This window comes from Ruegeria sp. BG11, from assembly GCF_056538565.1.
In genome coordinates this window covers 1-21,855 of sequence record NZ_JBQFTH010000005.1, presented here as the reverse complement: position 1 = coordinate 21,855, position 21,855 = coordinate 1, and the positions used below count along the sequence as shown (strand labels likewise).

Sequence of the window (21,855 nt, the reverse complement as noted above, 5' to 3'; positions counted from 1 at the left end):
ATCCTCAATATCCTGTTGCCAAATCGCCATGTTTGGCACATTTGCAGGCGGGCGATTTCCCCTTTGGCAAGCGCAGCATAAGGATATACGGTAGCGCTTGCATACGCGCGGATGTAGTACCCAGACCAATAAGACGGGCGACCCTATGAGCCTAGGCAAAAAACAAGACAATCCGGACCGCGCGCCGCGCCTGCTATTTTACAGCCACGATACCTTTGGGTTAGGCCACTTGCGCCGTTCGCGTGCGCTGGCGGCAGCGATGACCGAAGCCGACCCAAGCGCATCCGCCCTGATCCTGACCGGATCGCCTGTGGCGGGGCGTTTCACCTTTCCCCGCCGCGTCGACCATGTGCGCCTGCCGGGGGTCACCAAACGCTCGGACGGATCTTACGCGGCCCGCACGATTGGCATGGGCATAGATGAGGTGACCGAGCTGCGCTCGAGCCTGATCAAAACAGCCGTTCAGCAATTCGATCCCGACGTCCTAATCGTCGACAAGGAACCCACAGGCTTTCGCGGAGAGCTGCTGCCAACGCTGGAATTCCTCGAACAATCCTGCGACACCAAGCTGGTTCTGGGCCTGCGCGATGTTCTGGACGAGCCGGAGGTTCTGGCCGCCGAATGGGACCGTAAGGATGCGATCGCCGCGACCGAGCGGTTCTATCATGAGATCTGGGTCTACGGGTTGCATTCGATCTACGACCCGACCGAGGGCCTACCGCTCAGCGCCGCGGCCCGGTCACGCCTGCACTGGACCGGATATCTGCGCCGCGACCTCGGCCCGGTCGGAGAGCCCCCGGAACAACCCTATATCCTGATCACGCCCGGTGGCGGCGGCGACGGCAAAGCGATGGTCAATCTGGTCCTCTCGGCCTACGAACAGGATCCGACCCTGTTGCCTCGCGCGGTGCTGGTCTACGGGCCCTTCCTGTCTGGTGAGTCACGCGATGAATTTGAAACCCGCGTGGCGGCGCTGAACGGGCGCGTGACGGCGGTCGGGTTCGAATCCCAGATCGAAACGCTTTTTGCCGGGGCGGCGGGCGTTGTTTGCATGGGTGGCTACAACACGTTTTGTGAGGTGCTATCTTTCGACAAACGCGCCGTCATCGTGCCGCGCACGACACCTCGGTTGGAACAATGGATACGCGCCTCGCGCGCTGAAGATCTTGGCCTTGTCCGGATGCTGGACGAACAGCGCGACGGCTTGACGACCGACGCCATGATCCGCGCCATCCGCGAATTGCCGCGCCAGCCCCTGCCCTCGCAGGCGATCAGCGACGGCTTGCTGGACGGGCTGGACTATGTAACGGGCCGCGTCGATGCGCTGCTGCACCGGGAACAGGAACGAGCGACCGGATGACATCCCAAAACCCGAAACTCGCGGTGCTGGTCAAAGGATGGCCGCGCCTGTCCGAGACGTTTATTGCACAAGAACTGGTCGCCTTGCAGGAGGCTGGCCATCAGTTTGACATCTGGTCCCTACGTCACCCGACCGACACCAAACGCCACCCCCTGCATGACCGGTTCAAGGGGCAGGTGCACTATCTGCCTGAATACCTCTATCAGGAACCACAGCGCGTCTGGGCCGCACGGGCCATCGCCCAACGTCTGCCGGGCTATGCCGAGGCCTACCGCGTTTGGCGGCAGGACCTGCGCCGCGACCCGACCCACAACCGCATTCGCCGCTTCGGGCAGGCCTGCGTTTTGGCGGCTGAGCTGCCAGACGCGACGCAGGCGCTCTATGCCCATTTCATGCACACGCCCTCATCCGTGGCGCGCTATGCCGCTATCATGCGCGGTGTACCGTGGAGCTTCTCGGCCCACGCCAAGGATATCTGGACTTCGCCCGAATGGGAAAAGCGTGAAAAGCTGCAAGCGGCGACCCATGGGGCCGCCTTTGGCGCCACCTGCACCGCTATAGGCGCCGCCCATCTGCGGGAGCTGGCCGATGACCCCGCGCGCGTTGACTTGATTTACCACGGGTTGGACCTAGCACGTTTCCCAAGCCCGCCGGACCGGAAACTACGAACAGCAGACGGGCCGTTTCAGATGATCTCGGTCGGGCGCCTGGTCGAGAAAAAGGGCTTCGATCGGCTGATTGATGCCTTGGCCTTGCTGCCCGAGACGCTGGACTGGCATTGGACCCATATCGGTGGCGGCGCTTTGGGGGACGTACTGCGCGACCGCGCCACGGCAGCCGGCATCGCGGACCGGATCAGCTGGAAAGGAGCTTGCGATCAGCCCGAAGTGATTGAGGCCATGCACTCTGCCGACCTCTTCGTCCTGCCCAGCCGCATTGCCGAGGATGGTGACCGCGATGGGTTGCCAAATGTGTTGATGGAGGCTGCCTCGCAACTCCTGCCGATCCTGTCGACGCCGGTGTCCGCGATTCCTGAGTTCATCTCCTCAGGCACACACGGCATCCTTTCGGATGACGATCCAAAGGCGCTGGCCAACGCGATGCTAGCACTGGCGAACGATCCCGAAACCACTGCCAAAATGGCCAGGGCCGCCTATGACCGTTTGCTGGCCGAGTTCCGGATGGACCCGGGTATCGCGCGGCTTTCGGATCGGCTGAACGCTTTGTGCCTGGAAACGGTCTAATGACTCGCGTTGCGTTCTACGCCCCCATGAAGTCTCCACACAGCCCGACCCCTTCGGGCGACCGCGAGATGGCGCGGAACCTGATCACCGCCATTGCAGCCGAGGGGAATCACGTCGACCTCGTGTCCGAGCTGCGGATCTACGACAAGCACGGAGATACCGCTAAACAGCACGCCTTGCGCGCGGCGGCCGAGGCAGAAACTCAGCGCCTGATCGCTGAGTTGCCGCAAGACACTCAGCTTTGGGTGACCTACCATAACTACTACAAAGCCCCGGACCTGATCGGCCCGCAGGTCTGCGCGGCGCGGCGGATTCCCTATGTTCAAATGGAAAGCACACGGGCCAGCAGCCGCCTGAAGGGGCCTTGGGCCGGGTTCGCACAATCCGCTCATGAGGCCTGCGACTCGGCCAAGGTGATTTTCTATCACACCGCAAATGACCTGATCACGTTGGAGCGCGACCGCTTTGACGCTCAGGCTCTGGTCGAGTTGCCTCCGTTTCTGCCGATCAGGGATTTGCCACCTCAGGCCGCGGCCGAGGGTCCGATGCTGGCCGTCGGCATGATGCGGCACGGGGACAAGCTGGCCTCATATCAGTTGCTGGCCGAAGCTCTGACTTATCTCACTGGCGATTGGCAGTTGCAGATCGCAGGCGACGGACCGGCTCGAGGCGCAGTTGAAGCACTCATGGCCCAGTTCGGTGAAAAGGTCACGTTACTGGGCCAACTGGACCAAGAGAGCCTGGGCCACCTCTATCAGAACTCGGGGTTTCTGGTCTGGCCCGGCGTCAACGAAGCCTACGGCATGATCTATCTTGAGGCTCAGGCCGCAGGCCTGCCGGTCGTCGCGCAAGACCGCCCCGGCGTGCGTGACGTCCTGTCGCCTTCGGACTACCCCAGTGTCGATCAAGGGACGCAAGGACTGGCCCAGCGCATGCAGACCCTGTTGCAGAACGGCGAAGAGCGGGGACGCCTTGGGAGTAAAGCCCGCAAATACGTGGCTGATCGCCACCTGATGCCGGGCGCGACGCGTCGGTTCTGGCAGACCATCCGCCCCTTGTTGGAGGATTCGGCATGACCAGACTGGCCTTGCTGCGACACGGTCATACGCCGTGGAACCGCGCGGGACAGATTCAGGGACGTAGCGACATCGCGCTAGACCCTGAGGCGCGGGCGGAACTGTCCGGATACGCCCTGCCCGCCTCTTGGGAGCAGGCTCAGATCTGGGCCAGCCCGTTGCAGCGCGCGCATGAGACGGCGCAGATCGTCTCGGGCCGCACCCCGATGACCAGCGACGCGCTGATCGAGATGAACTGGGGCGATTGGGAGGGGTTGCGCGGTGTAGACCTGATTGCAGACCCGTCCAGCGGCTACCGGCATATCGAAGACTGGGGTTGGGACTACCGTCCGCCAAATGGCGAAAGCCCGGCTGAGGTTGCAGATCGTCTCGCGCCTTGGCTGGCGGAACTCCGGAAAGACGCCCTTGCCGTGTGTCACATCGGCATCATGCGGGTCATTCTGGCGCGGGCCTGGGGATGGGATTTTGAGGGCCCTGCCCCTTTCAAAATCAAGCGCAACAGGCTCTATATCATCGACATGGAGACGATGACGCCCGAAGCGGAGCCGGTCCGCATGATCAAGCGCGAGGCCACGACATGAAAGTGATGCTTGTCGTCACCCACCTGTTGGGAACCGGGCACCTGAGCCGAGCCTTGACGCTGGGGCGTGCCTTCGCGGGTGCCGGCCATAAGGTGATGGTGGTGTCTGGTGGCATGCCTGCGCCGCAACTCGACAGCACGGGCCTGACGCTGTTTGGCCTGCCGCCGCTGCGCTCGGATGGGACCAACTTTACGCGGCTGTTGGGTGAGGACGGCAAAGAGGCCGATGAAACCTATCGCGACGCGCGGACCGTGGCGTTGGTTGAGGCCGTCCGCGCGTTCCAGCCGGAAGTACTGATCACCGAGCTTTTCCCCTTTGGCCGCCGCGTATTGGCTGGTGAATTCGAGGCTGCACTGACCGCCGCGCGAGCACTACCGCACAGCCCCGTCATCCTCAGCTCAATCCGCGATATTCTGGCGCCGCCGTCCAAACCCTCCAAGGCCGCACGGGCCGATGAGATTATTGACGCGTTTTATGACGGTGTTCTGGTTCACGCGGATGAACGTATCACACCGCTGACTGTCAGCTGGCCCGTCTCGGAACGGCTGGCCGGGTATTTAAACTATACCGGCTTTGTCGCGCCGGTTGCGCCGCAGCCCCATCCGGACGGTGTTGGGACGGGAGAGATTCTGGTTAGCGCGGGGGGTGGATCGGTGGGGCAGCCGATCTTTCGCGCGGCCATCGAGGCCGCCCAAAAGATGCCCAACAGGCACTGGCGCCTGTTGGTGGGCGGGCGTGATGCCGAGGCGCGCATTTCCGAGCTGTCCCAGCTGGCCGAAGGCGCACCCGTTTTCATCGAACCCGTGCGCCCGGATTTTCGGCAAATGCTCCCTCATGCAGCGGCGTCGGTGAGCATGTGCGGCTACAACACCGCGATGGACCTGCTGCAATCGGGTACTCCCGCAGTGGTGGTGCCGTTTGATGACGGCAATGAAGTGGAACAAAGCCTGCGCGGGCAAAGCCTGTCTGCCCTTTCTGCGATGGAGGTTCTGCCCAATCGGGACCTTGACGCCACCCGCCTTTCCGAGGCGCTGCAGAGGGTCATTTCAGACATGCCCCGTTCGACGCAGGGCTTTGGCTTCGACGGAGCGCAGCGCAGCGTTGAGATCGCTCAGAGGCTCTGGGACGCGCGCAGATGATGGTAGATTGGCACATATTGGACGAAGAACTGGCCATTTGGCGCGACCAAGGGCTGTCTTTTCCGCTGTGGTGGCGGGACGACGATGCGATTGCTCCGACGCCTCAGTTGGACCAACTCTCCGCCTTGTCTGAACGGCTTGGGATTTCGGTTCACCTGGCGATCATCCCGCGTGATGCGACAAGCGAACTGGCCTCTTACATGGCGCAGCGGCCGAACCTGATACCGGTTGTCCACGGCTGGGCGCATGAAAACCACGCTCCGCCAGAGGAAAAGAAATCCGAATTCCCGCTGCACCGTCCCATGGAGACGATCTTGCAGGACGCCGAGGCCGGTATGACGCGCCTGCAATCCCTATTTCCGGATAGTTTGCGTCCCATGTTCGTCCCCCCGTGGAACCGTATCGCGCCGGAGATTGCCGCGCGTCTGCCCGATCTCGGGTATGAAATCCTCTCGACTGCGACCCCTCGGACATCGTCACAGCCCGCGCCGGGGTTGGAGCAGGTGAACACCCATATCGACCCAATCGACTGGCGCGGCAGCCGGAGTTTGGCGTCGCCTGACGCGTTGATCCAGAAAACCACCACGTTGCTGCGGGATCGCCGGGAGGGGCGCGCCGACAACAGCGAACCGCTTGGCGTATTGACCCATCATCTGGTCCATGATCAAGACATCTGGGCCTTCACCGAAGCTTTTCTGAAACACCTGCTGGACGGGCCGGCGACCCTCTGGACCGCCCCCAGACACGGAAACGGAGACCCCGAATGAGCCGACTGGATTCCATGCTGCGCCGCCTGACCGCGCAACGCGACGGGCTGAACTGGGCCGCTGCGAAGATCGCTGATCAGAAAGGCGATGTGCTGGACATGGGGCTCGGCAATGGGCGCACCTATGACCACCTGCGTGAAATCCTGCCCGAGCGCCGCATCTGGGTGATGGATCGCGTTCTGCAATGCCATCCCGACAGCACTCCGCCAGAACGGGATTTCCTGCAGGGTGAGGCCGAACCGATGCTGCAAAAGCTTGCCAGCGCAGGCCACAAGATGGCGATGGCGCACTATGATTTCGGCCGAGGGATCAAGGCGGATGACGTGGCCGAGGCGGCGCGGCTCAGCCCTCTGATCGCGCAGGTGATGCAGCCCGGAGGGTTGCTGATCTCGGGCCAGCCGCTGGTCGGGTTCGATCAGATCGAGGGGCCCGAAACCATCGCTCCGGACCGCTACCTGTTCTACATGGCCTGATCAGGCGACGCGCCGCCCCCGCGACCAGACCGCATTCAGGGCGGGAACACCTGCCCGCATGCGGAATCGGATCAGGTCAGCACGGGCACCAGTGCGCAACACGCCTCGGTCGTCTAGCCCCACGGCCTTTGCCGGGGTCTGGGTCACGGTCCGCAGCCCACGCGCCATGTCGTCCCACATCTGTCCCAGCCGCACGGCCGACAGCAACAGCGCCGAGGGCACGTAGTCAGACGAGATAATGTCCAGATGGCCCAGCTCGGCCAATTCCTGCGCCGCGACATTGCCCGAATGCGACCCGCCCCGGATGATGTTCGGTGCCCCCATCATGACTTTGATCTCGTGCGTGTGGCAGGCTCGAGCAGCTTCGACCGTAGTCGGGAACTCGGCCAGACGAATGCCGTGACCTGCGGACACCTGTACCTGCTCTTCCGTCGTATCATCGTGGCTTGCCAAAACCGCGCCAAAGCGGTTGGCAGCCTTGACGGTCTCAACCTCATGCTTTTCACCATTGCGATCACGCAGCCCTTTCAGATGGGCCACGTGTTGCATGAACGTATCATCGTCCATGGCGTATTTACCCTTCATATAGGCCTCAAGCTTCGAGAGATCGCGAAACTGCCTCTGACCCGGCGTGTGATCCATGATCGAGACAAGACCAACGCGGTCCTCGGGGCCGAACTCGTCTAGTTCTTCGACCAGAGTTTCGGAACACACCTCGGCCCTGAGGTGCAGGAAGTGGCTGATCTTCAGCGCGTCCTGTTCGCGCAGGTCCCAAAGTTCCTGCGACAGGCCGCGCGCGTATTTCAGATACCGAGCCGAGCCGGAAGGGATGGACCCAATCCGCATTGCGTCAAACACGGTGGTGATCCCGGTGCTTGCCAGCTCGGCATCATGGGCGAGGATCGCGGCGGCGTGGGGCCAGTCGACCTTGGGACGCGGTTGGATGTGACGTTCAAGGTTGTCGGTGTGCAACTCTACAAGACCAGGGCCGACATAATCGCCTTCGCAATCGACAGCCCCCGCAGGGACCGAAGCGCCTGTGTCGATATCCGCAATGCTATCACCTACAACTCGAACACTGCCCGTTACGGTTTCGTCCGGCAGAACGAGCGTGGCATTGGCAAGGATCATTTCTTCTGTCATCTGAACTTCACACAGTTTGAGCTATTGAACGGGCCACGCAATAGGAGGCCAATGTGACATTCACGCGATACGCGATCTACTATGCCCCCCCTGCCGATGCAGAGTGGACGCAATTTGCAACCAGCTGGTTGGGCTGGGACATGGAGACCGGGGCCCCGGTGGCGCATCCCGCCGTGGATGGGATCGACGTTGCATCCGTCACCGAAGTACCGCGCAAATACGGGTTGCACGCGACGATGAAACCTCCGTTCCGGCTGCGCGATGGGCAGACGGTTGAGGCGCTCTACGACGCCTGCGCTACGCTGGCCGCACGCCAAGCGCCGGTCTCGCTGGACGGACTGGAGATCGCGCGACTGGGCCGGTTTCTGGCCCTGCGCCCGGTCGGAAAGACCCATACCCTGAACGCCCTCGCCGCGGCCTGTGTGCAAGAGCTTGACGGGTTCCGCGCGTCCGCGTCCGAGGCCGAACTGACCCGCCGTCGCGCTGCGAACCTGACGCCGGAACAGGACGTCAATCTGGTGCAGTGGGGCTACCCTTACGTGTTGGAAGCCTTCCGTTTCCACATCACGCTGAGCGGAAAACTGGCCAAACCCGTACTGGCGGAGGTCGAAGCGGCTTTGGGCGCGCATCTGGCCCCAAAACTGCCCGCGCCCTTCCGGATCGACGATCTGGCCCTGATGGGAGAGGCCGAGGATGGACGTTTTCACCTGCTCCATCGCTACGCCCTTTCCGGCTGAAGCCTCGCAAGGATCGCGCTGACCGTATCGTCCAGCGCGCCCGAGTTGTCGATCTCGATCACTCGGTGCAACCCTTCGGGCAGCGGCGCTTTGGCGCGTCCAAGGCGCTTGGCTTGTTCTTCAGTGGTCTCCCGGCCGCGCGCTGCAAGGCGCTGTTCCAGAACCTTCGCATCGGCGGCCAGCGAAATCACGATAAGGTCCCCGAACACCTCCTGCGCTTGCAGCAGAACCGCACGGGAGAAATTGACCAGAACAGCCTGACATTGCTGGCGTTGTTCCGTGATTTGCATAGACACACCGTAGTGCAGACCATGCGCCTGCCAGTGCATTGAGAAGGCACCATCCAGCACCATCTGCTCAAACACTTCGACCGAGACCCGGTCGAAATCCTCGCCCTCTTCCCCTTCGGGTCGCGTGATCACGCGGCGCAAGCGCTGGATTCCAGATGCGCGGGTTTCCAACGCGGCCATAACGCTGTCCTTGCCCACACCTGACGGGCCAACAACTGCTATGACGGGTGCAAGGCTCATGCCGCCTGTCCGGACATGAATTCCGAGACATTCACTGAACGGTCGCACACACGTTCGCGCGCCTCGACGTCGTGGAAAATCCCAACAATTGCGGCCCCGCGAGCCTTGGCCTCTTCGACTAGCGACAGAACCGTTTCTCGGTTTTGCGCGTCCAGGCTGGCTGTCGGCTCATCCAGCAGCATCGCCGGGTAGTCATGCACAAAACCGCGCGCGATGTTCACGCGCTGCTGCTCGCCACCCGAAAACGTGGTCGGGCTGAGCGACCAGAGCCGTTCGGGAATGTTCAACCGAGCCAGCAGACCCGCCGCCTTGTCCAAAGCAGCTTGCCGATCACAGCCCAGCGCCAAAAGCGGCTCGGCCACAACCTCTAGCGTAGGGACCCGAGGGACAACCCGCAGGAACTGGCTGACATAGCCCAACCTCTCAAGTCGCAGCGCCAGAATCTCGCGCGGCTGCGCCTTGGCCACGTCCAACCCGCCGACCAGCACCGCGCCAGAGGCCGCGAGGTAGTTTCCATAGATCACCCGCATCAAGGTGGATTTGCCGGCGCCTGAGGCCCCGGTCAGGGCAACGCATTCACCGGGGCCGACCTTCAGCGAGGCACCCTCCATCACAGGAATTACCGCGCTGCCCTGATTGTACAGGGTGAAGCTCTTGCTGACGTCTGTAAGCTCAATCATTGCTTCATCTTTTCCCAAATTCTCAAACCTGCAGAACGCTGGACACAAGCAGCTGCGTATAGGCATGTTGCGGGTCGTCCAGCACCTGATCAGTCAGGCCGGTTTCCACCACATGGCCGTCTTTCATCACCATCAGCCGGTCCGCCAACAGGCGCACAACGGCCAGATCATGGGTGACGATGATTGCGCTCAGCCCCATCTCACGCACCAGACCGCGCAGCAGATCCAGAAGCCGCGCCTGAACCGAGACGTCCAGCCCTCCGGTCGGTTCATCCATGAACACCAGCCGAGGCCCTGTCACCAGATTGCGCGCGATCTGCAAGCGCTGCTGCATCCCGCCCGAGAATGCAGCGGGGCGATCATCGACCCGAGCCTCGCTGATCTCGACCCGACCCAGCCAATCGATCGCCTTGTCGCGGATATCGCCATAGTGACGATCGCCGACGGCCATCAAACGCTCGCCGATATTGCCGCCCGCACTGACCGACATGCGCAAGCCGTCGCGGGCGTGCTGATGAACAAAGGCCCAATCCGTGCGGCTGAGCATCCGCCGCTCAGGCTCGGACATGGTGACCGTATCCACCGGACCGTCTGTGCGGGTGTCAAAGATCACCTGCCCCGCATCGGGTTCAAGATGACCCGCCAGACAGTTCAACAACGTCGATTTTCCCGACCCGCTTTCGCCGACGATCCCCATCACCTCACCGGGATAGAGATCGAAACTGACATCCGTACATCCGATACCGGCACCGTAGCTTTTTTCGATGTCCCTAACTTGCAACAGCGGAGTCATGCCGCGTCCTCTCTGGTCATGAGGCCTTGGTGGCCCGCCACACGGCGCGACCGGCAATAGTCCGTATCCGAGCAGACAAACATCCGATTGCCCGCGTCATCCATGATCACTTCGTCCAGATAGCTGTCCTCGGCCCCGCACAGATCGCAGGGGTGATCCGCTTTGGAGGCCTCAAACGGGTAGTCCTCAAAATCGAGGCTGACGACCTTGGTATGGGGCGGCACCGCGTAGATCCGCTGCTCGCGCCCCGCACCGAACAGTTGGATCGCGTCCATTTCCAGCTTCGGGTTGTCGAATTTCGGGATCGGCGACGGGTCCATCACATAGCGATCCGACACTTTGACCGGGTACGCATATGAGGTCGAGATCGCGCCGTGTTGGCTGATATCTTCGTAAAGCTTCACATGCATCAGCCCGTATTCCTCAAGGCTGTGCATCTTTCGCGTCTCGGTTTCACGTGGCTCGAGAAAGCGCAGAGGCTCAGGGATCGGGACCTGATAGACGAGGATCTGATCCTCGGTCAGCTTTGCCTCGGGGATGCGGTGGCGGGTCTGGATGACGGTGGCCTTCTCGGTCTCTTCCGTGGTCGCAACACCTGCGGTGTTTTCAAAGAACTTGCGTATCGACACAGCGTTGGTCGTGTCATCTGCCCCCTGATCAATCACCTTGAACGTATCGTCAGGCGTTAGCGTTGCCGCCGAGACCTGAACCCCGCCGGTCCCCCAGCCATAGGGCATCGGCATCTCGCGACTGGCGAAAGGCACCTGATAACCGGGTACGGCCAACCCTTTGAGGATTGCCCGGCGGATCATCCGCTTGGTCTGATCATCCAGATAGGCGAAGTTGTAATCGGTCATAGTAAACCTCTTTCGGTCAACGCGGCATCCAAAGCCTGCGGCGAGGTGAAATGAATGGCGTCCATGCCCACGGCGCGTGCGCCTTCGACATTGTGCAGGCCGTCGTCGATGAACACGCAGTCTTCGGGCGCATGACCGGATCGCTCGCACAAGATCTCGAAAATTCGGGCGTCGGGCTTCATCACGCCCTCTTGGCCCGACACGACAAGCGTGCCGAATACCTCCCCAAGACGCGGCTGAACCTTCAGCCCCTCGGGCCAGGTTTCCGCCGACCAATTGGTGATGGCGTGGACCGGCGTGCCTTGCGTCTTCAAGCGATCTAGAACGTCCCATGTGCCGTGGATCGGTGTCTCGACCGTGCGGGCGTAGAGGTCGACATAGGCCGAGAAAAGCTCCTGATCGCGGTGGTCAGAAAGCTCCTGCGCCATATCGGCGAAGCGCTCTCCGTTGTCGCCCCTTGCGTTGCGTGCCAGAAAATCTGTCCTTTTGATGAAGGCATGGGCGGCGTCTTCCGACCCCAGCGCCTCGACCCAGGCCAGATGGGGTTGCCAATCGACAAGCACGCCACCGATATCAAAAACCACCGCTTTCATTCTGCAGCCTCCTTGGGTGCTATGCGTTCTTCCGCCTCGCGGCGCAGCTTGCGCACGAGTTCCAGTTCCGATTGGAAATCCACGTAATGCGGCAGCTTGATGTGTTCGAGGAACCCGGTGGCCTGAATGTTATCCGCATGGCTGAGGACGAATTCCTCATCCTGCGCGGGGGCCCCCAGATTGTCTTCGCCCAGCTCTTTCCAACGCAACGCCCGGTCGACCAAAGCCACCGAGATCGCCTTGCGCTCGGACTGACCAAAGACCAGACCATAGCCACGGGTGAACTGCGGCGGTTCGGTCTTGGAACCCTGGAACTGGTTGACGGTTTCACATTCGGTCAACTCGACCTCGCCGATCTCAATGGCGAAACCAAGCTCCGGGATGTCCATCTCAACCGCCACTTTACCGATCCGCAATTCGCCGACAAAAGCGTGATTGCGGGCGTAGCCGCGCTGGGTTGAGTAGGCCATGCCGAGAACGAACCCCTCATCCCCACGGGTCAGGACCTGCAAGCGCAGAGGTCGGTTCGACGGAAACTCCATCGGCTCCCGCGTCAGGTCGCCCGGTGCATCTTCGCTGAGCGGTTCGTCCTGAATAACACCCTCACCCTTGAGAAAGCTGGTGATATGCGGTGTCGGTTCCTGCCGGGCATCGCCTTCGGGCGCGGGGGCAACCTCTCCATCGGCGGCCAGTTTGAAATCCAGCAGGCGGTGGGTGTAGTCGAATGTCGGCCCCAGCACCTGCCCTCCCGGCGCGTCCTTGAACGTGGCCGAGACACGACGGTCGCAGGCCATATCCCCCGTCTTGACCGGGTTGGAATAGCCAAACCGAGGCAGCGTGGTGCGATAGGCGCGGATCAGAAAGATCGCCTCAATAAGATCCCCGCGCGCCTGCTTGATCGCCAGCGCGGCGAGGTCCGCATCGTACAGGGACCCCTCGGCCATGACTCGATTGACGGCAAGGCTTAGCTGTTCACGGATTTGCGCGATGCTCAGATCGGCGATGTCGGCATCGCCCCGACGCTCCTCAGCTAGCCAGGCATGGGCGTTTTCGATGGCCTTTTCACCACCTTTGACGGCTACGTACATCGGTTAACCCTCTGCCTTGATCTGTGTGCTGCGCGGCAAGGCTGCGACCTGATCCCCGCAGGTGAAAAAGAAGTCGCATCCCAACGGATAGAGCATCGCGTTGCCCTGTAACGCCGCGATATCCGGTAGCGACAATCGCGTAGTGGTCTTGATCCCCGGCCCACTCAGAACCGCACCCTTGGGCGCGAGCACATCACTCTCAACAATCAAAGTGGTCGAGCGATCGGGGTATTCGGACGAGCCGATCCTGTAGTTGCTCAGAGGTATCAGGTCAGACCAGCGGCCTACAGCAAAATCCGCTCTCGACGCCTCGACGATTGGCGCGCCAGTGTGGAACCCGAGCCATTGACGCATTTCCGGCGTATCTGCCGCGCCCGCCAGATAAACCCCTGTATCCGCATCACACAGAGTTAGCAGCAGGGTGCCTGCCGCGACCGATAGCGGTGCCGGAGGTTCCGCACCGACCAGCGTTCTGATCTCACCGGGTCGCGCCATCACGGTCATCGCGGCGCGAAACGCGTGCGCAGCATCACGCGGGGCGTCCCGAAATCCACCTGAAAAATGCGATTGTGCGTTCATCAATCCTCTCCCCGGACCAGCGTGAAGAACTCGACCTTGGTGGCTGCCGCTTTTGCTGCACGCGCCTTGCGGGAATCCTGCATCTGGGTCTTGAGCGGCGTGATCACCAGTTCGGTCACACAAGCCGCGGCCTCGGTCTGCATCAGCGCATCGATCAGCGCGGCGGCCTCGGCCTTGGGCTTGGAACGCCCCTGGACATAACCATGGCCCACGGTGCCGTCCTCCAAAGCCAACGAGCAGCGCGTGACCGTCATTTCACCCAGATTGAACGGCGCGCCAATGGCGCCCGCTCGACCGCGCACCATCACACCGCCAATCTCAGGGCTGCGCAGCCATTTGAACGATGGACGATCCGCCACCCTGTCCCAAAGCAGCATCATCGCATCCTCGGGGGCGCGGGCCAGCAGGCCCATCCACTCCTGACGCGTGATCCCGTTGCTTTTCATCTGTTCTGTCATCGAAAGCCCTTGTCGCGGTTGTCTACTCGAACTATACAACTAGACAAATATTAGCCTGCATCCGACTTCCAGGCAATCCATGAGACCGTGAAGTTTTGATGACATGAGCAAAACACCGATCTGGAAAAGCATCGCACTCAGCCTGACCTCGGATATCGTCGAGGGGCGCTTTGGCACCGGTGACCGCCTGCCGACCGAGGCGCAACTCGCGGCAACCCACGGCGTGAATCGGCACACCGTCAGGCGCGCACTGGCCGAGCTGGCAGAGCAAGGGTTGGTTCAGCCTCGACGTGGGGCCGGTGTCTTTGTAACCGCGCGACCAACGGATTATCCGATTGGCAAACGGGTCCGATATCACAAGAGCATTTCCGCCAGCGGTAAGATACCGGGCAAGCGCATCCTGTCCCTGACCACACGCGCCGCGGATGAGGCCGAAGCCGAGGCACTAGCTTTGCAGCCCGGCGATCCGGTTCATGTTTATGACGGATTATCTTTGGCGGATGGTCAGCCCATTGCGCTGTTTCAAAGCGTCTTTCCGGTCGTCCGTTTGCCAGAAATTCTCACCCACCTGACCGAAACCCAATCCGTCACCAAGGCGCTTCAGCTTTGCGGGATCAAAGATTTCATACGAACGTCCACACGGCTTACGGCCCGCACGGCCACGGCGACGCAGGCGCTGCACCTGAACCTCAACGAAGGCGCGCCGATCCTGCACTCTCTGGGGATCAACGCGACCACAGAAGGGCAACCGGTCGAGTATGGAAAAACCGTTTTCGCCGGTGAGCGCGTAACCCTGACGCTGGACGAGACCTGACAAGGGGGCGCTGAGCCCAAACTCGCCAATGAGTATCGGCGTAGCCGATGCACATGCGGGCGCGGGAGGGTTACTCGTATTTCTCCAGAAACGCCTCAATGTGCAATGCGCGGAAATCCGGCAGCACGCCGCGCAATCTGTCGTGGCTCCAATCCCACCAGGCCAGAGCCAGCAGTCTCTCCGACACCTGCTCGGAAAAACGCCGTCGGATCGGTTGCGCCGTCACCCCTGCAACGATCGTGTAGGGGGCGACATCCTTGGTCACGATCGCACCGGACGCTACAACCGCCCCGTGCCCGATCGTCACCTCAGGTTTGATGATCGCCGCATGGCCGATCCACGTGTCATGACCAATCGACGCCTTTCGCCCAGCGCGATGGGCGAACCACTCTGCATCGTCCTCGGCGTCCTCCCAATAATCCGCTGAGCGATACAGGAAATGATGCAGCGAGGCTTTCTTCATTGGGTGGTCCGTCGCGCCGATCCGGGTGAAGCTGGCGATATTGGCGAATTTGCCTATCTCGGCATTGGCGATATCACAGGTTCGGTCGCAGTAGGAGTAGTCGCCGAACCGCGAATTGGCGACCCGCGTCCTGGCGCCGATCTCGACATAGGCGCCAAAAATGCTGCCCGAGATCTGGCAGTCGGGATGGATGAAAGGCTGATCAGAGCGCAGGCGCGTCATCGTATTCCCCATACGCTCAGGACTGCAGCTTGGCCGCACCGCGCGGCTTGCGCTTTTTGCCGACCTCGCCCTGAATCAGACGCTTGCGCAACCAGCCCGAGAACCAATCCATCAGCATCACCATCAGAATGATGAGAACGATGTAATAGGCGACTTCTTCCCAGTCTTTCTGCGTGATGATCGCCTGCGTCAGCAACAGACCAATCCCGCCACCGGTGATCGCGCCAATCACTGTCGCGCTGCGGGTGTTGGATTCGAGGAAATAAAGAAGCTGGCTGAGCAGAACCGGAGTGATCTGCGGGATCACCCCAAAGCGGTAGCGTTGCGGCGCATTGGCCCCGGTCGACTGGACGCCTTCGATCTGCTTGTTGTCGACATTCTCCAGCGCCTCGGAGAAGATCTTGCCGAAGGTTCCGGTATCGGTCACCAGAATGGCCAGGGCCCCTGTCAGCGGTCCCGGGCCAAAAGCACGCGCCAGAACCACGGTCCAGATCAACGCATCCAAGCCTCGTACAAAGTCAAACACGCGCCGCGTTGCAAAGCGGACCGAGCGCAGCGGGTTGAAGTTCCGCGTCGCGAGGAAGGCCAAGGGCAGAGCAATCATACCCGCGCCCAGCGTGCCGAGGAACGCCATCAGGATCGTCTCGAAAATCGCCCAAGCCACGTCCTGGTGCCGCCACATCTTGTTGGTCCAGAAGTCATTCAGGATCGCGCCTGCCTCACCAGATGCTGCGAGGCTCACAAGCTCGGGGAAGGACTTGCCGTAGTAGGGGCTGTCGAGCGTGAACCAGAACAGCTCCCACCCGGTGAAGTAGCGGAACACCTCGGACCGGTTGCGGGTGACAGTAAGACGGCCTGCATCGGTTTTGATGGCCAGACGGTTCTTGGAGACATTGATCCAGTCCGGAACCTCTCCGGCAGGAAGTTCGGCCTGCACACCGGTCGACCGGCCGGGGGTTGCGCGCACGGTGCCATAGCCGGGGATGTCGTATTCGACCGTCTCGGGGCCGAAACGCACCACATGACCGTCTTCCAGATCAATCACCGTGGTCTCACCCAGCGCGACCCAATCGGGCGCGGTGCCGTCGGGATAGCTTCCCTTGCGCTCACCCTCGATCGCGGCAGAGACCTCACCAGTGCGGTTATCGCGTTCGATATGGGTCTTGTAGCTGTAGCTGTCCGCCACCAGTGTCTTGCCGTTTTCCCAGTTGGCCCGCTCGGTCAGGCCCGGAACGTCGAAGGCGAAGAATACGTAGATCAGATAAAGGGCAACCAGCCCCGGCAGCCCAAAATTCACGATGCGCTTGCGGCTGAACAGGCGGTCCGCTTCGGCCTTCAGGTCGTCAATCGACAAATCGGTGGCAAAGGTACTCATACCGAGGCTCCTTTTTCCGACCCGTGGGTCAGGCGGTCGCGCAGATAGCCCGAGATCTGATCAACGACCACAATAGTAACGAAGAGAAGGATGAAGATGGCCGCAGCCTCATCGTAGCGGCCTTGCCCCCAGGACATGGCGTTGCGCAGCTCGTAGCCCAGGCCACCGGCACCGACAAAACCAAGGATGGCTGAGGCGCGGATATTGATTTCGAACCGCAGCAAAGCGTAGCTGACATAGTTCGGGCCAACCTGAGGAATCACGCCCAGATACATGCGCTGTGACCAGTTGGCCCCGACGGACTGCAACCCCTCAACCGGTTTCAGAGAGGCGTTTTCATTCACCTCAGAGAACAGCTTGCCCAAAGCGCCAGCCGTGTGGATGGCAATGGCGATCATCGCGGGCACTGGCCCTCCACCGAGAATGAAGATCAAAACCAGAGCAATCACGATTTCCGGGATCGCGCGGCAGATATCCGAGATCCGGCGGAACAGCGGTATCAACGAGGGCCAAAGCGCCATGCCCCGCGTCGCCATCAGGGCCAGAAACGTGCCCGCAATCGTCCCGATCAGGGTCGAGGCGGCGGCAATGTTGATCGTCTCGATCAGGGCCGGGAAGAATTCGACCAGATTGGCCGGCATCTCGGCGATCTTTTCCCACGCCTCGGACAGAACCTCGGACGGGTAGTCCAGAATCCGATGCCAGCCATCTGTGAAACTGCCTGCATTGCGCTCATCAGCCGTGCGGAAGCCCGCCGCCATCAGGGCGACGAACAGGATCAGGAGAATACCACCATAGACCCGTTTGCGCCGCGTCATCGCGGTATAGTCGTCGCGGATCTGATCGACGCTATAGGACCCTGCCGAAAGGTCAGTCATGGAATGCTCCTGAGTGGAAAACGGGGTCCGGCATTTAACCGGACCCCGCGAATAGAAGAGACAGGTTTAGTTGGACTTCAGCTTGCGCGCTTCGATGATGATTTCGTAGGCGTCGTGAGTGATAGGATCAAAGCTTTTGGCTTCGCCCGCAGCCACACCGTAGAAGCAATCACGGTCCTTCTCTGACAGGGTGTCCCACAGCTCGGTCACTTTGGCTTTGACGTCAGCAGGCAGGGCCTTGCGGACAACAACCGGACCTTCCGGGATCGGCTCGGATTTCCAAATTTGCACCAGATCGTTCATGTCGATCAGACCGGCATCAACGGCGCGGCGCAGGGCACCCGACTGGTAGCCGTCTTCCCATTCGCCCAGACCGTCGGCCCAGGTCACACCGCCATCAACGTCACCGTTGTTCACAGCAACGATGGTCTGCTCATGACCGCCGGTGAACTTCACTTCACCGAAATAGTCGCCCGAATCCATGGTCGCGCCGGTGGCCGCAGGGATTTCGATCGACGGGATCAGGTAGCCCGAGGTTGAGTTGGGATCGCCGAAGCCAAAGGTCTTGCCCTTCATGTCTTCCAGCGAGGTGATACCGCTGTCTTTGCGCGCAAACCCGATCGAGTGATAGCCGTAGCCGCCATCGGTGTTGACCTTGACCAGAACCGGCTCAACCGCTTCGGGATCGGACAGGTAAGTTTTTGCGTAACCCGAAGCGCCCAGCCAGGCGACGTCGATGGTGCCGCCCAGCAGGCCCTGGATCACACCGTTATAGTCGGCAGGGGCAAACAGCTTGGCCGGAACGCCCAGAGCCTCTTCGGTGTAGACGCGCAGGCATTCGTTGTTGTTCAGACGGTCCTGAGCGTTCTCACCGCCCAGAATACCGATACGCAGCTCGGAAATCTCCTGAGCCATTGCAGGCGCGGCCATGGCAGTGGTCGCAACAAGGGCAGCAACTAGTTTTTTCATCTGTCTCTCTCCAGTTTGATGTTCCCGGCCTCTCATCGGGCCGGGCGATTAAAGGGGTTGGGGTGGCTCAGACGGTCGCTTCAGCTTCCATCAGGGCCTTTTGCGTGGCGTCGAGGGTTTCGATCTCGGTCGAGGTTGCCTCTTCCGAGAAGCTGGCATCGGCGCCGTAGATCTCGCGGGCGACACCGGTGGTCAGCTGCTCGGGCAGGCCGTCAAAGACGATACGGCCGTCGCGCATGCCCACCACGCGGTCGCAATAGCGCCGCGCAGTATCCAGCGTGTGTAGGTTGGCGATGACAGTGCGGCCGTCTTCTTCGTGGATGCGGCGCAGGGTCTGCATCACCACCTGAGCGTTCATCGGGTCCAGCGAGGCAATCGGTTCATCCGCCAGAATGATCTTGGGGTCCTGCATCAGGGCGCGGGCAATGGCCACACGCTGCTGCTGACCACCCGAAAGCGCCTCGGCCCGTTTGGGCGCATGTTCCGCGATGCCCAGACGATCCAAGATGTCGATGGCGCGGTGAACCTCATCCATCGGGAACAGGTTGAACATCGTGGCCAGGGTCGAGTGGCGGTTCAGCGTGCCGTGAAGCACGTTCGACACCACGTCCAGACGGGGCACGAGGTTGAATTGCTGGAAGATCATCGCACAATCGGTCTGCCAGGCGCGCTTGTCGCGACCCTTCAACTGAGTCACGTCGCGGCCTTGGAACAGGATCTCGCCATCGCTGGCATCCGTTAGTCGGTTGATCATGCGCAACAGCGTCGATTTACCCGCACCCGATCGACCGATGATCCCGATCATGCAGGGCTTGTCCACGTCCAGCGTTGCGGTATCCACCGCCACATTCTCACCGAAGCGTTTGGTCAGTTTTTTGATGTGCAGCACGTGCCACCCCCAATTCGTGTTGGCGGGTAGCTACGGGCTACACTCAACGGATATGTGTCGGTTCAGTGAAAGTTTTGTAAACACCGCAGCCCATACCATAGGGCCTACCCTTTAGGCTCATTCCCCGTTATACGCGCCCGCAACCCCAGTTTCCTGCATGAGGCCCGCTATGAGCTTTGACCGTTCCATCAAGATCGCTCCGTCGATCCTGTCCGCCGATTTCGCCAATTTTGGAGCCGAAATTCAGGCCATCGAGGCGCAGGGTGCCGATTGGGTCCATGTCGATGTCATGGATGGCCATTTCGTGCCAAACCTGACCTTCGGCCCGCCGGCGGTCAAAGCGTTCCGTCCCCATGTGAAAACGGTGATGGATGTGCATCTGATGATCACGCCGGTCGATCCTTATATCCAGGCCTATGCCGATGCGGGTGCCGACATCCTGACCGCCCATATCGAAGCCGGTCCGCATACACACCGCACCTTGCAGGCCATACGCGCTGCGGGCATAAAGGCCGGTGTTGCCTTGAACCCCGGCACCCCTGCCGAGGCGGTCGAGCATCTGCTGGACCTCACCGATCTGGTCTGCGTCATGACAGTGAACCCGGGTTTCGGAGGCCAAAAGTTCATAGACATGACCAACAAGGTCCGAAAACTCCGCCAGATGATCGGAGACCGCCCCATCCATATCGAGATCGATGGCGGCGTTGACCCGAACACCGCTCCGCTGGTCGCAGCAGCAGGCGCGGATGTGCTGGTCGCGGGTTCGGCCGTGTTCAAAGGCGGATCGGTTGACCAACCTGACGTCTATGGCGCGAATATCGCTTCGGTTCGGTCGGCTGCGGAATCTGCATTGAAGTAATGCTACTGGCCGCCGCTGTATCTCAGCCGCAAAAGGTCAGAACGAGATCTTAAAACTCAATGATCCAACAACCTGCCCTTCAGGTTGTTGGTTGAATTCTTCACTTAGATAGGTCGCGCCGTAGAACAGAGTTCCGTATTTGGCCTCCCAGTTCAGACCAAGGCGCGCGCGATACCGTTCGTGCTTGAGGCTGACCGCCCCGGAATTCGGGATATACGCACTTTCGGCCACATAGGCTGCATCGAACCCGAACACGCCGCTGACACCCTTTGGTCCTGTTCGCATAGAGCGATAGCGCTGCCCGGTGATCTTGTCGCGGATCAGTAGCTCTGACCGCCCCACCTGCCCAAAGGTCACGTCCATTCCAACGCGGGCGAGAGTTTCGTCCCCCGCCCGCACAGACGCAAAGGGGCGGAGGCGCGTGTTTCGGCCCAAATCCCACTCGCGCCCGATTTCGGCGACGACGGTGGGATAAAAATCATTGGAAATCTGATCATCCAGGATCGCCCGCGACGGTGGGGTGCTTCCGATCAGTTCGTGAAATTCGGTCTGCAGGCTGTCCACGCCCGTTTGAGGCCCTACGGCCACCAACTCAGCGCCTACAGTGAATTGCGCACCACGTCTTTGAAAATGCGTATAAGCACCAAGCGACAGGATTCCGGCATACTGTCTGTCTTGTGGGTTTGGCGTAACCAGGTCCTCGGGAGATATCATCTGCGTATACGCCCGAATCTCGATCACGTCCCCAAAGGTTTCGGGCAGTTCGCCGCTCCAGCCGCGCGCCAGAATCCAGGACAGGTTCAGAGACGACGTCTGCCAACGGTCATGATCATCACCAATCAGATCATCCGTGAACATCCAGCCGAAGCCGATCAACTCTCGCTTTGATGGCTCTGATGGTTGGGGCGTGGAGGACAAGGACTGTGCGAGCAGAAACTGCGGAACACAGATGAAGACAAGTGCCCAGAATATCTTCATTGCCGTCCCCTTTCATCTTCATGCCCTGCTGGTCATCAGGCGCGACATGTTTTCAAGGACCGTAAGAAAAGGTTTTGATTTCAACAATGTTTTCGTGCGCGAGCGCAATCAGCCGCGACCAAAAAGCAACATCTCAGACGCCCTGAGAAACATCCGGATCATGGCTCAAACGAAAAAGGGCGTCCTTAGGGACGCCCTTTCCGTCTGATCATTCGCTTGCGCGACTTATTCAGTGATTTTCGACACAACGCCGGCGCCGACGGTGCGGCCGCCTTCGCGGATCGCAAAGCGCAGGCCCTGCTCCATCGCG

The 21,855-nt window shown here is 61.0% G+C and carries 26 protein-coding genes; 10 read left to right on the top strand and 16 right to left on the bottom strand.

Features of this window, described 5'->3' with window-relative positions:
* The first annotated feature begins 145 nt into the window (after positions 1–145).
* Genes ACR0JF_RS09345 through ACR0JF_RS09315 form a run of 7 tightly spaced genes read left to right on the top strand, consistent with a single transcriptional unit; the run spans position 146 to position 6,640 of the window.
* A complete protein-coding gene (locus ACR0JF_RS09345) occupies positions 146–1,360 on the top strand; it encodes a glycosyltransferase (protein ID WP_170659811.1) in 1,215 nt (404 codons plus the stop codon).
* Positions 1,357–2,604 (top strand): glycosyltransferase family 4 protein, encoded by a 1,248-nt coding sequence (locus ACR0JF_RS09340; protein ID WP_170659810.1) that lies wholly within the window; start codon positions 1,357–1,359, stop codon positions 2,602–2,604. The genes ACR0JF_RS09345 and ACR0JF_RS09340 overlap by 4 nt, the downstream gene beginning before the upstream one ends.
* On the top strand, positions 2,604–3,680 hold the full coding sequence (locus ACR0JF_RS09335) for a glycosyltransferase family 4 protein (RefSeq protein WP_170659809.1): 1,077 nt from the start codon (positions 2,604–2,606) through the stop codon (positions 3,678–3,680). Before ACR0JF_RS09340 ends, ACR0JF_RS09335 begins: the two co-directional genes overlap by 1 nt.
* A complete protein-coding gene (locus ACR0JF_RS09330; protein ID WP_170659808.1) occupies positions 3,677–4,261 on the top strand; it encodes a histidine phosphatase family protein in 585 nt (194 codons plus the stop codon). The genes ACR0JF_RS09335 and ACR0JF_RS09330 overlap by 4 nt, the downstream gene beginning before the upstream one ends.
* The gene (locus tag ACR0JF_RS09325) at positions 4,258–5,400 is read left to right on the top strand and encodes a glycosyltransferase (RefSeq protein ID WP_170659807.1); all 1,143 of its coding nucleotides are present in this window, start codon (positions 4,258–4,260) and stop codon (positions 5,398–5,400) included. Before ACR0JF_RS09330 ends, ACR0JF_RS09325 begins: the two co-directional genes overlap by 4 nt.
* Positions 5,397–6,167 (top strand): polysaccharide deacetylase family protein, encoded by a 771-nt coding sequence (locus tag ACR0JF_RS09320; protein WP_170659806.1) that lies wholly within the window; start codon positions 5,397–5,399, stop codon positions 6,165–6,167. The genes ACR0JF_RS09325 and ACR0JF_RS09320 overlap by 4 nt, the downstream gene beginning before the upstream one ends.
* Positions 6,164–6,640, top strand: coding sequence for a class I SAM-dependent methyltransferase (locus tag ACR0JF_RS09315; protein WP_170659805.1), 477 nt, complete (start codon positions 6,164–6,166; stop codon positions 6,638–6,640). The genes ACR0JF_RS09320 and ACR0JF_RS09315 overlap by 4 nt, the downstream gene beginning before the upstream one ends.
* Here the strand turns inward: ACR0JF_RS09315 and ACR0JF_RS09310 are convergent, their stop codons facing one another.
* Positions 6,641–7,783 (bottom strand): alpha-D-ribose 1-methylphosphonate 5-triphosphate diphosphatase, encoded by a 1,143-nt coding sequence (locus ACR0JF_RS09310; protein WP_170659804.1) that lies wholly within the window; start codon positions 7,781–7,783, stop codon positions 6,641–6,643.
* 53 nt (positions 7,784–7,836) lie between these two features.
* On the opposite strand from ACR0JF_RS09310, the gene ACR0JF_RS09305 reads away from it, so the two are divergent.
* Positions 7,837–8,520: a DUF1045 domain-containing protein gene (locus tag ACR0JF_RS09305; RefSeq protein ID WP_170659803.1), complete on the top strand. Its 684-nt coding sequence runs from the start codon at positions 7,837–7,839 to the stop codon at positions 8,518–8,520.
* On the opposite strand, the gene ACR0JF_RS09300 is transcribed toward ACR0JF_RS09305, so the two are convergent.
* From ACR0JF_RS09300 to phnG, 8 genes are read right to left on the bottom strand one after another with little or no spacing between them, the layout of a single operon-like run.
* Entirely contained in the window at positions 8,502–9,050 is a 549-nt protein-coding gene (locus ACR0JF_RS09300; RefSeq protein WP_170659802.1) for a nucleoside/nucleotide kinase family protein, read from the bottom strand. The genes ACR0JF_RS09305 and ACR0JF_RS09300 overlap by 19 nt on opposite strands.
* On the bottom strand, positions 9,047–9,730 hold the full coding sequence (gene phnL, locus ACR0JF_RS09295) for a phosphonate C-P lyase system protein PhnL (protein WP_170659801.1): 684 nt from the start codon (positions 9,728–9,730) through the stop codon (positions 9,047–9,049). Before phnL ends, ACR0JF_RS09300 begins: the two co-directional genes overlap by 4 nt.
* Before the next feature lie 22 nt (positions 9,731–9,752).
* Positions 9,753–10,523, bottom strand: coding sequence for a phosphonate C-P lyase system protein PhnK (phnK, locus tag ACR0JF_RS09290; RefSeq protein ID WP_170659800.1), 771 nt, complete (start codon positions 10,521–10,523; stop codon positions 9,753–9,755).
* Positions 10,520–11,380, bottom strand: coding sequence for an alpha-D-ribose 1-methylphosphonate 5-phosphate C-P-lyase PhnJ (locus tag ACR0JF_RS09285; protein WP_170659799.1), 861 nt, complete (start codon positions 11,378–11,380; stop codon positions 10,520–10,522). Before ACR0JF_RS09285 ends, phnK begins: the two co-directional genes overlap by 4 nt.
* Entirely contained in the window at positions 11,377–11,973 is a 597-nt protein-coding gene (locus ACR0JF_RS09280) for an HAD family hydrolase (RefSeq protein WP_170659798.1), read from the bottom strand. The genes ACR0JF_RS09285 and ACR0JF_RS09280 overlap by 4 nt, the downstream gene beginning before the upstream one ends.
* On the bottom strand, positions 11,970–13,061 hold the full coding sequence (locus ACR0JF_RS09275) for a carbon-phosphorus lyase complex subunit PhnI (RefSeq protein WP_170659797.1): 1,092 nt from the start codon (positions 13,059–13,061) through the stop codon (positions 11,970–11,972). The genes ACR0JF_RS09280 and ACR0JF_RS09275 overlap by 4 nt, the downstream gene beginning before the upstream one ends.
* A 3-nt stretch (positions 13,062–13,064) precedes the next feature.
* Positions 13,065–13,640: a phosphonate C-P lyase system protein PhnH gene (gene phnH / locus ACR0JF_RS09270; protein ID WP_170659796.1), complete on the bottom strand. Its 576-nt coding sequence runs from the start codon at positions 13,638–13,640 to the stop codon at positions 13,065–13,067.
* Positions 13,640–14,098 (bottom strand): phosphonate C-P lyase system protein PhnG, encoded by a 459-nt coding sequence (gene phnG, locus ACR0JF_RS09265; RefSeq protein ID WP_480669177.1) that lies wholly within the window; start codon positions 14,096–14,098, stop codon positions 13,640–13,642. Before phnG ends, phnH begins: the two co-directional genes overlap by 1 nt.
* A 103-nt stretch (positions 14,099–14,201) precedes the next feature.
* Here phnG and phnF point away from each other — a divergent pair, with 103 nt between their 5' ends.
* The gene (gene phnF, locus ACR0JF_RS09260) at positions 14,202–14,912 is read left to right on the top strand and encodes a phosphonate metabolism transcriptional regulator PhnF (protein ID WP_170659795.1); all 711 of its coding nucleotides are present in this window, start codon (positions 14,202–14,204) and stop codon (positions 14,910–14,912) included.
* 70 nt (positions 14,913–14,982) lie between these two features.
* Here the strand turns inward: phnF and ACR0JF_RS09255 are convergent, their stop codons facing one another.
* From ACR0JF_RS09255 to phnC, 5 genes are all read right to left on the bottom strand, one after another.
* The gene (locus tag ACR0JF_RS09255) at positions 14,983–15,597 is read right to left on the bottom strand and encodes an LbetaH domain-containing protein (protein WP_170659794.1); all 615 of its coding nucleotides are present in this window, start codon (positions 15,595–15,597) and stop codon (positions 14,983–14,985) included.
* Between the two features lie 16 nt (positions 15,598–15,613).
* Positions 15,614–16,972, bottom strand: a complete 1,359-nt coding sequence (phnE, locus tag ACR0JF_RS09250; RefSeq protein WP_170659793.1) for a phosphonate ABC transporter, permease protein PhnE — start codon at positions 16,970–16,972, stop codon at positions 15,614–15,616.
* The gene (phnE, locus tag ACR0JF_RS09245) at positions 16,969–17,850 is read right to left on the bottom strand and encodes a phosphonate ABC transporter, permease protein PhnE (RefSeq protein ID WP_170640666.1); all 882 of its coding nucleotides are present in this window, start codon (positions 17,848–17,850) and stop codon (positions 16,969–16,971) included. The genes phnE (ACR0JF_RS09250) and phnE (ACR0JF_RS09245) overlap by 4 nt, the downstream gene beginning before the upstream one ends.
* 66 nt (positions 17,851–17,916) lie before the next feature.
* Positions 17,917–18,819, bottom strand: a complete 903-nt coding sequence (phnD, locus tag ACR0JF_RS09240) for a phosphonate ABC transporter substrate-binding protein (RefSeq protein WP_170527473.1) — start codon at positions 18,817–18,819, stop codon at positions 17,917–17,919.
* Positions 18,820–18,886: 67 nt separating this feature from the next.
* Complete coding sequence (phnC, locus tag ACR0JF_RS09235; protein WP_170472258.1) at positions 18,887–19,708, bottom strand: phosphonate ABC transporter ATP-binding protein; 822 nt, start codon at positions 19,706–19,708, stop codon at positions 18,887–18,889.
* Positions 19,709–19,877: 169 nt separating this feature from the next.
* On the opposite strand from phnC, the gene rpe reads away from it, so the two are divergent.
* Positions 19,878–20,567, top strand: a complete 690-nt coding sequence (gene rpe, locus ACR0JF_RS09230) for a ribulose-phosphate 3-epimerase (RefSeq protein ID WP_170659792.1) — start codon at positions 19,878–19,880, stop codon at positions 20,565–20,567.
* Between the two features lie 36 nt (positions 20,568–20,603).
* On the opposite strand, the gene ACR0JF_RS09225 is transcribed toward rpe, so the two are convergent.
* Together ACR0JF_RS09225 and ACR0JF_RS09220 are read right to left on the bottom strand one after the other, a co-directional pair.
* Entirely contained in the window at positions 20,604–21,545 is a 942-nt protein-coding gene (locus ACR0JF_RS09225) for a lipid A-modifier LpxR family protein (protein ID WP_170659791.1), read from the bottom strand.
* Between the two features lie 225 nt (positions 21,546–21,770).
* Positions 21,771–21,855: EF-Tu C-terminal domain-related protein (locus tag ACR0JF_RS09220; protein WP_226783293.1), on the bottom strand; the 85-nt coding region annotated here is incomplete at its 5' end.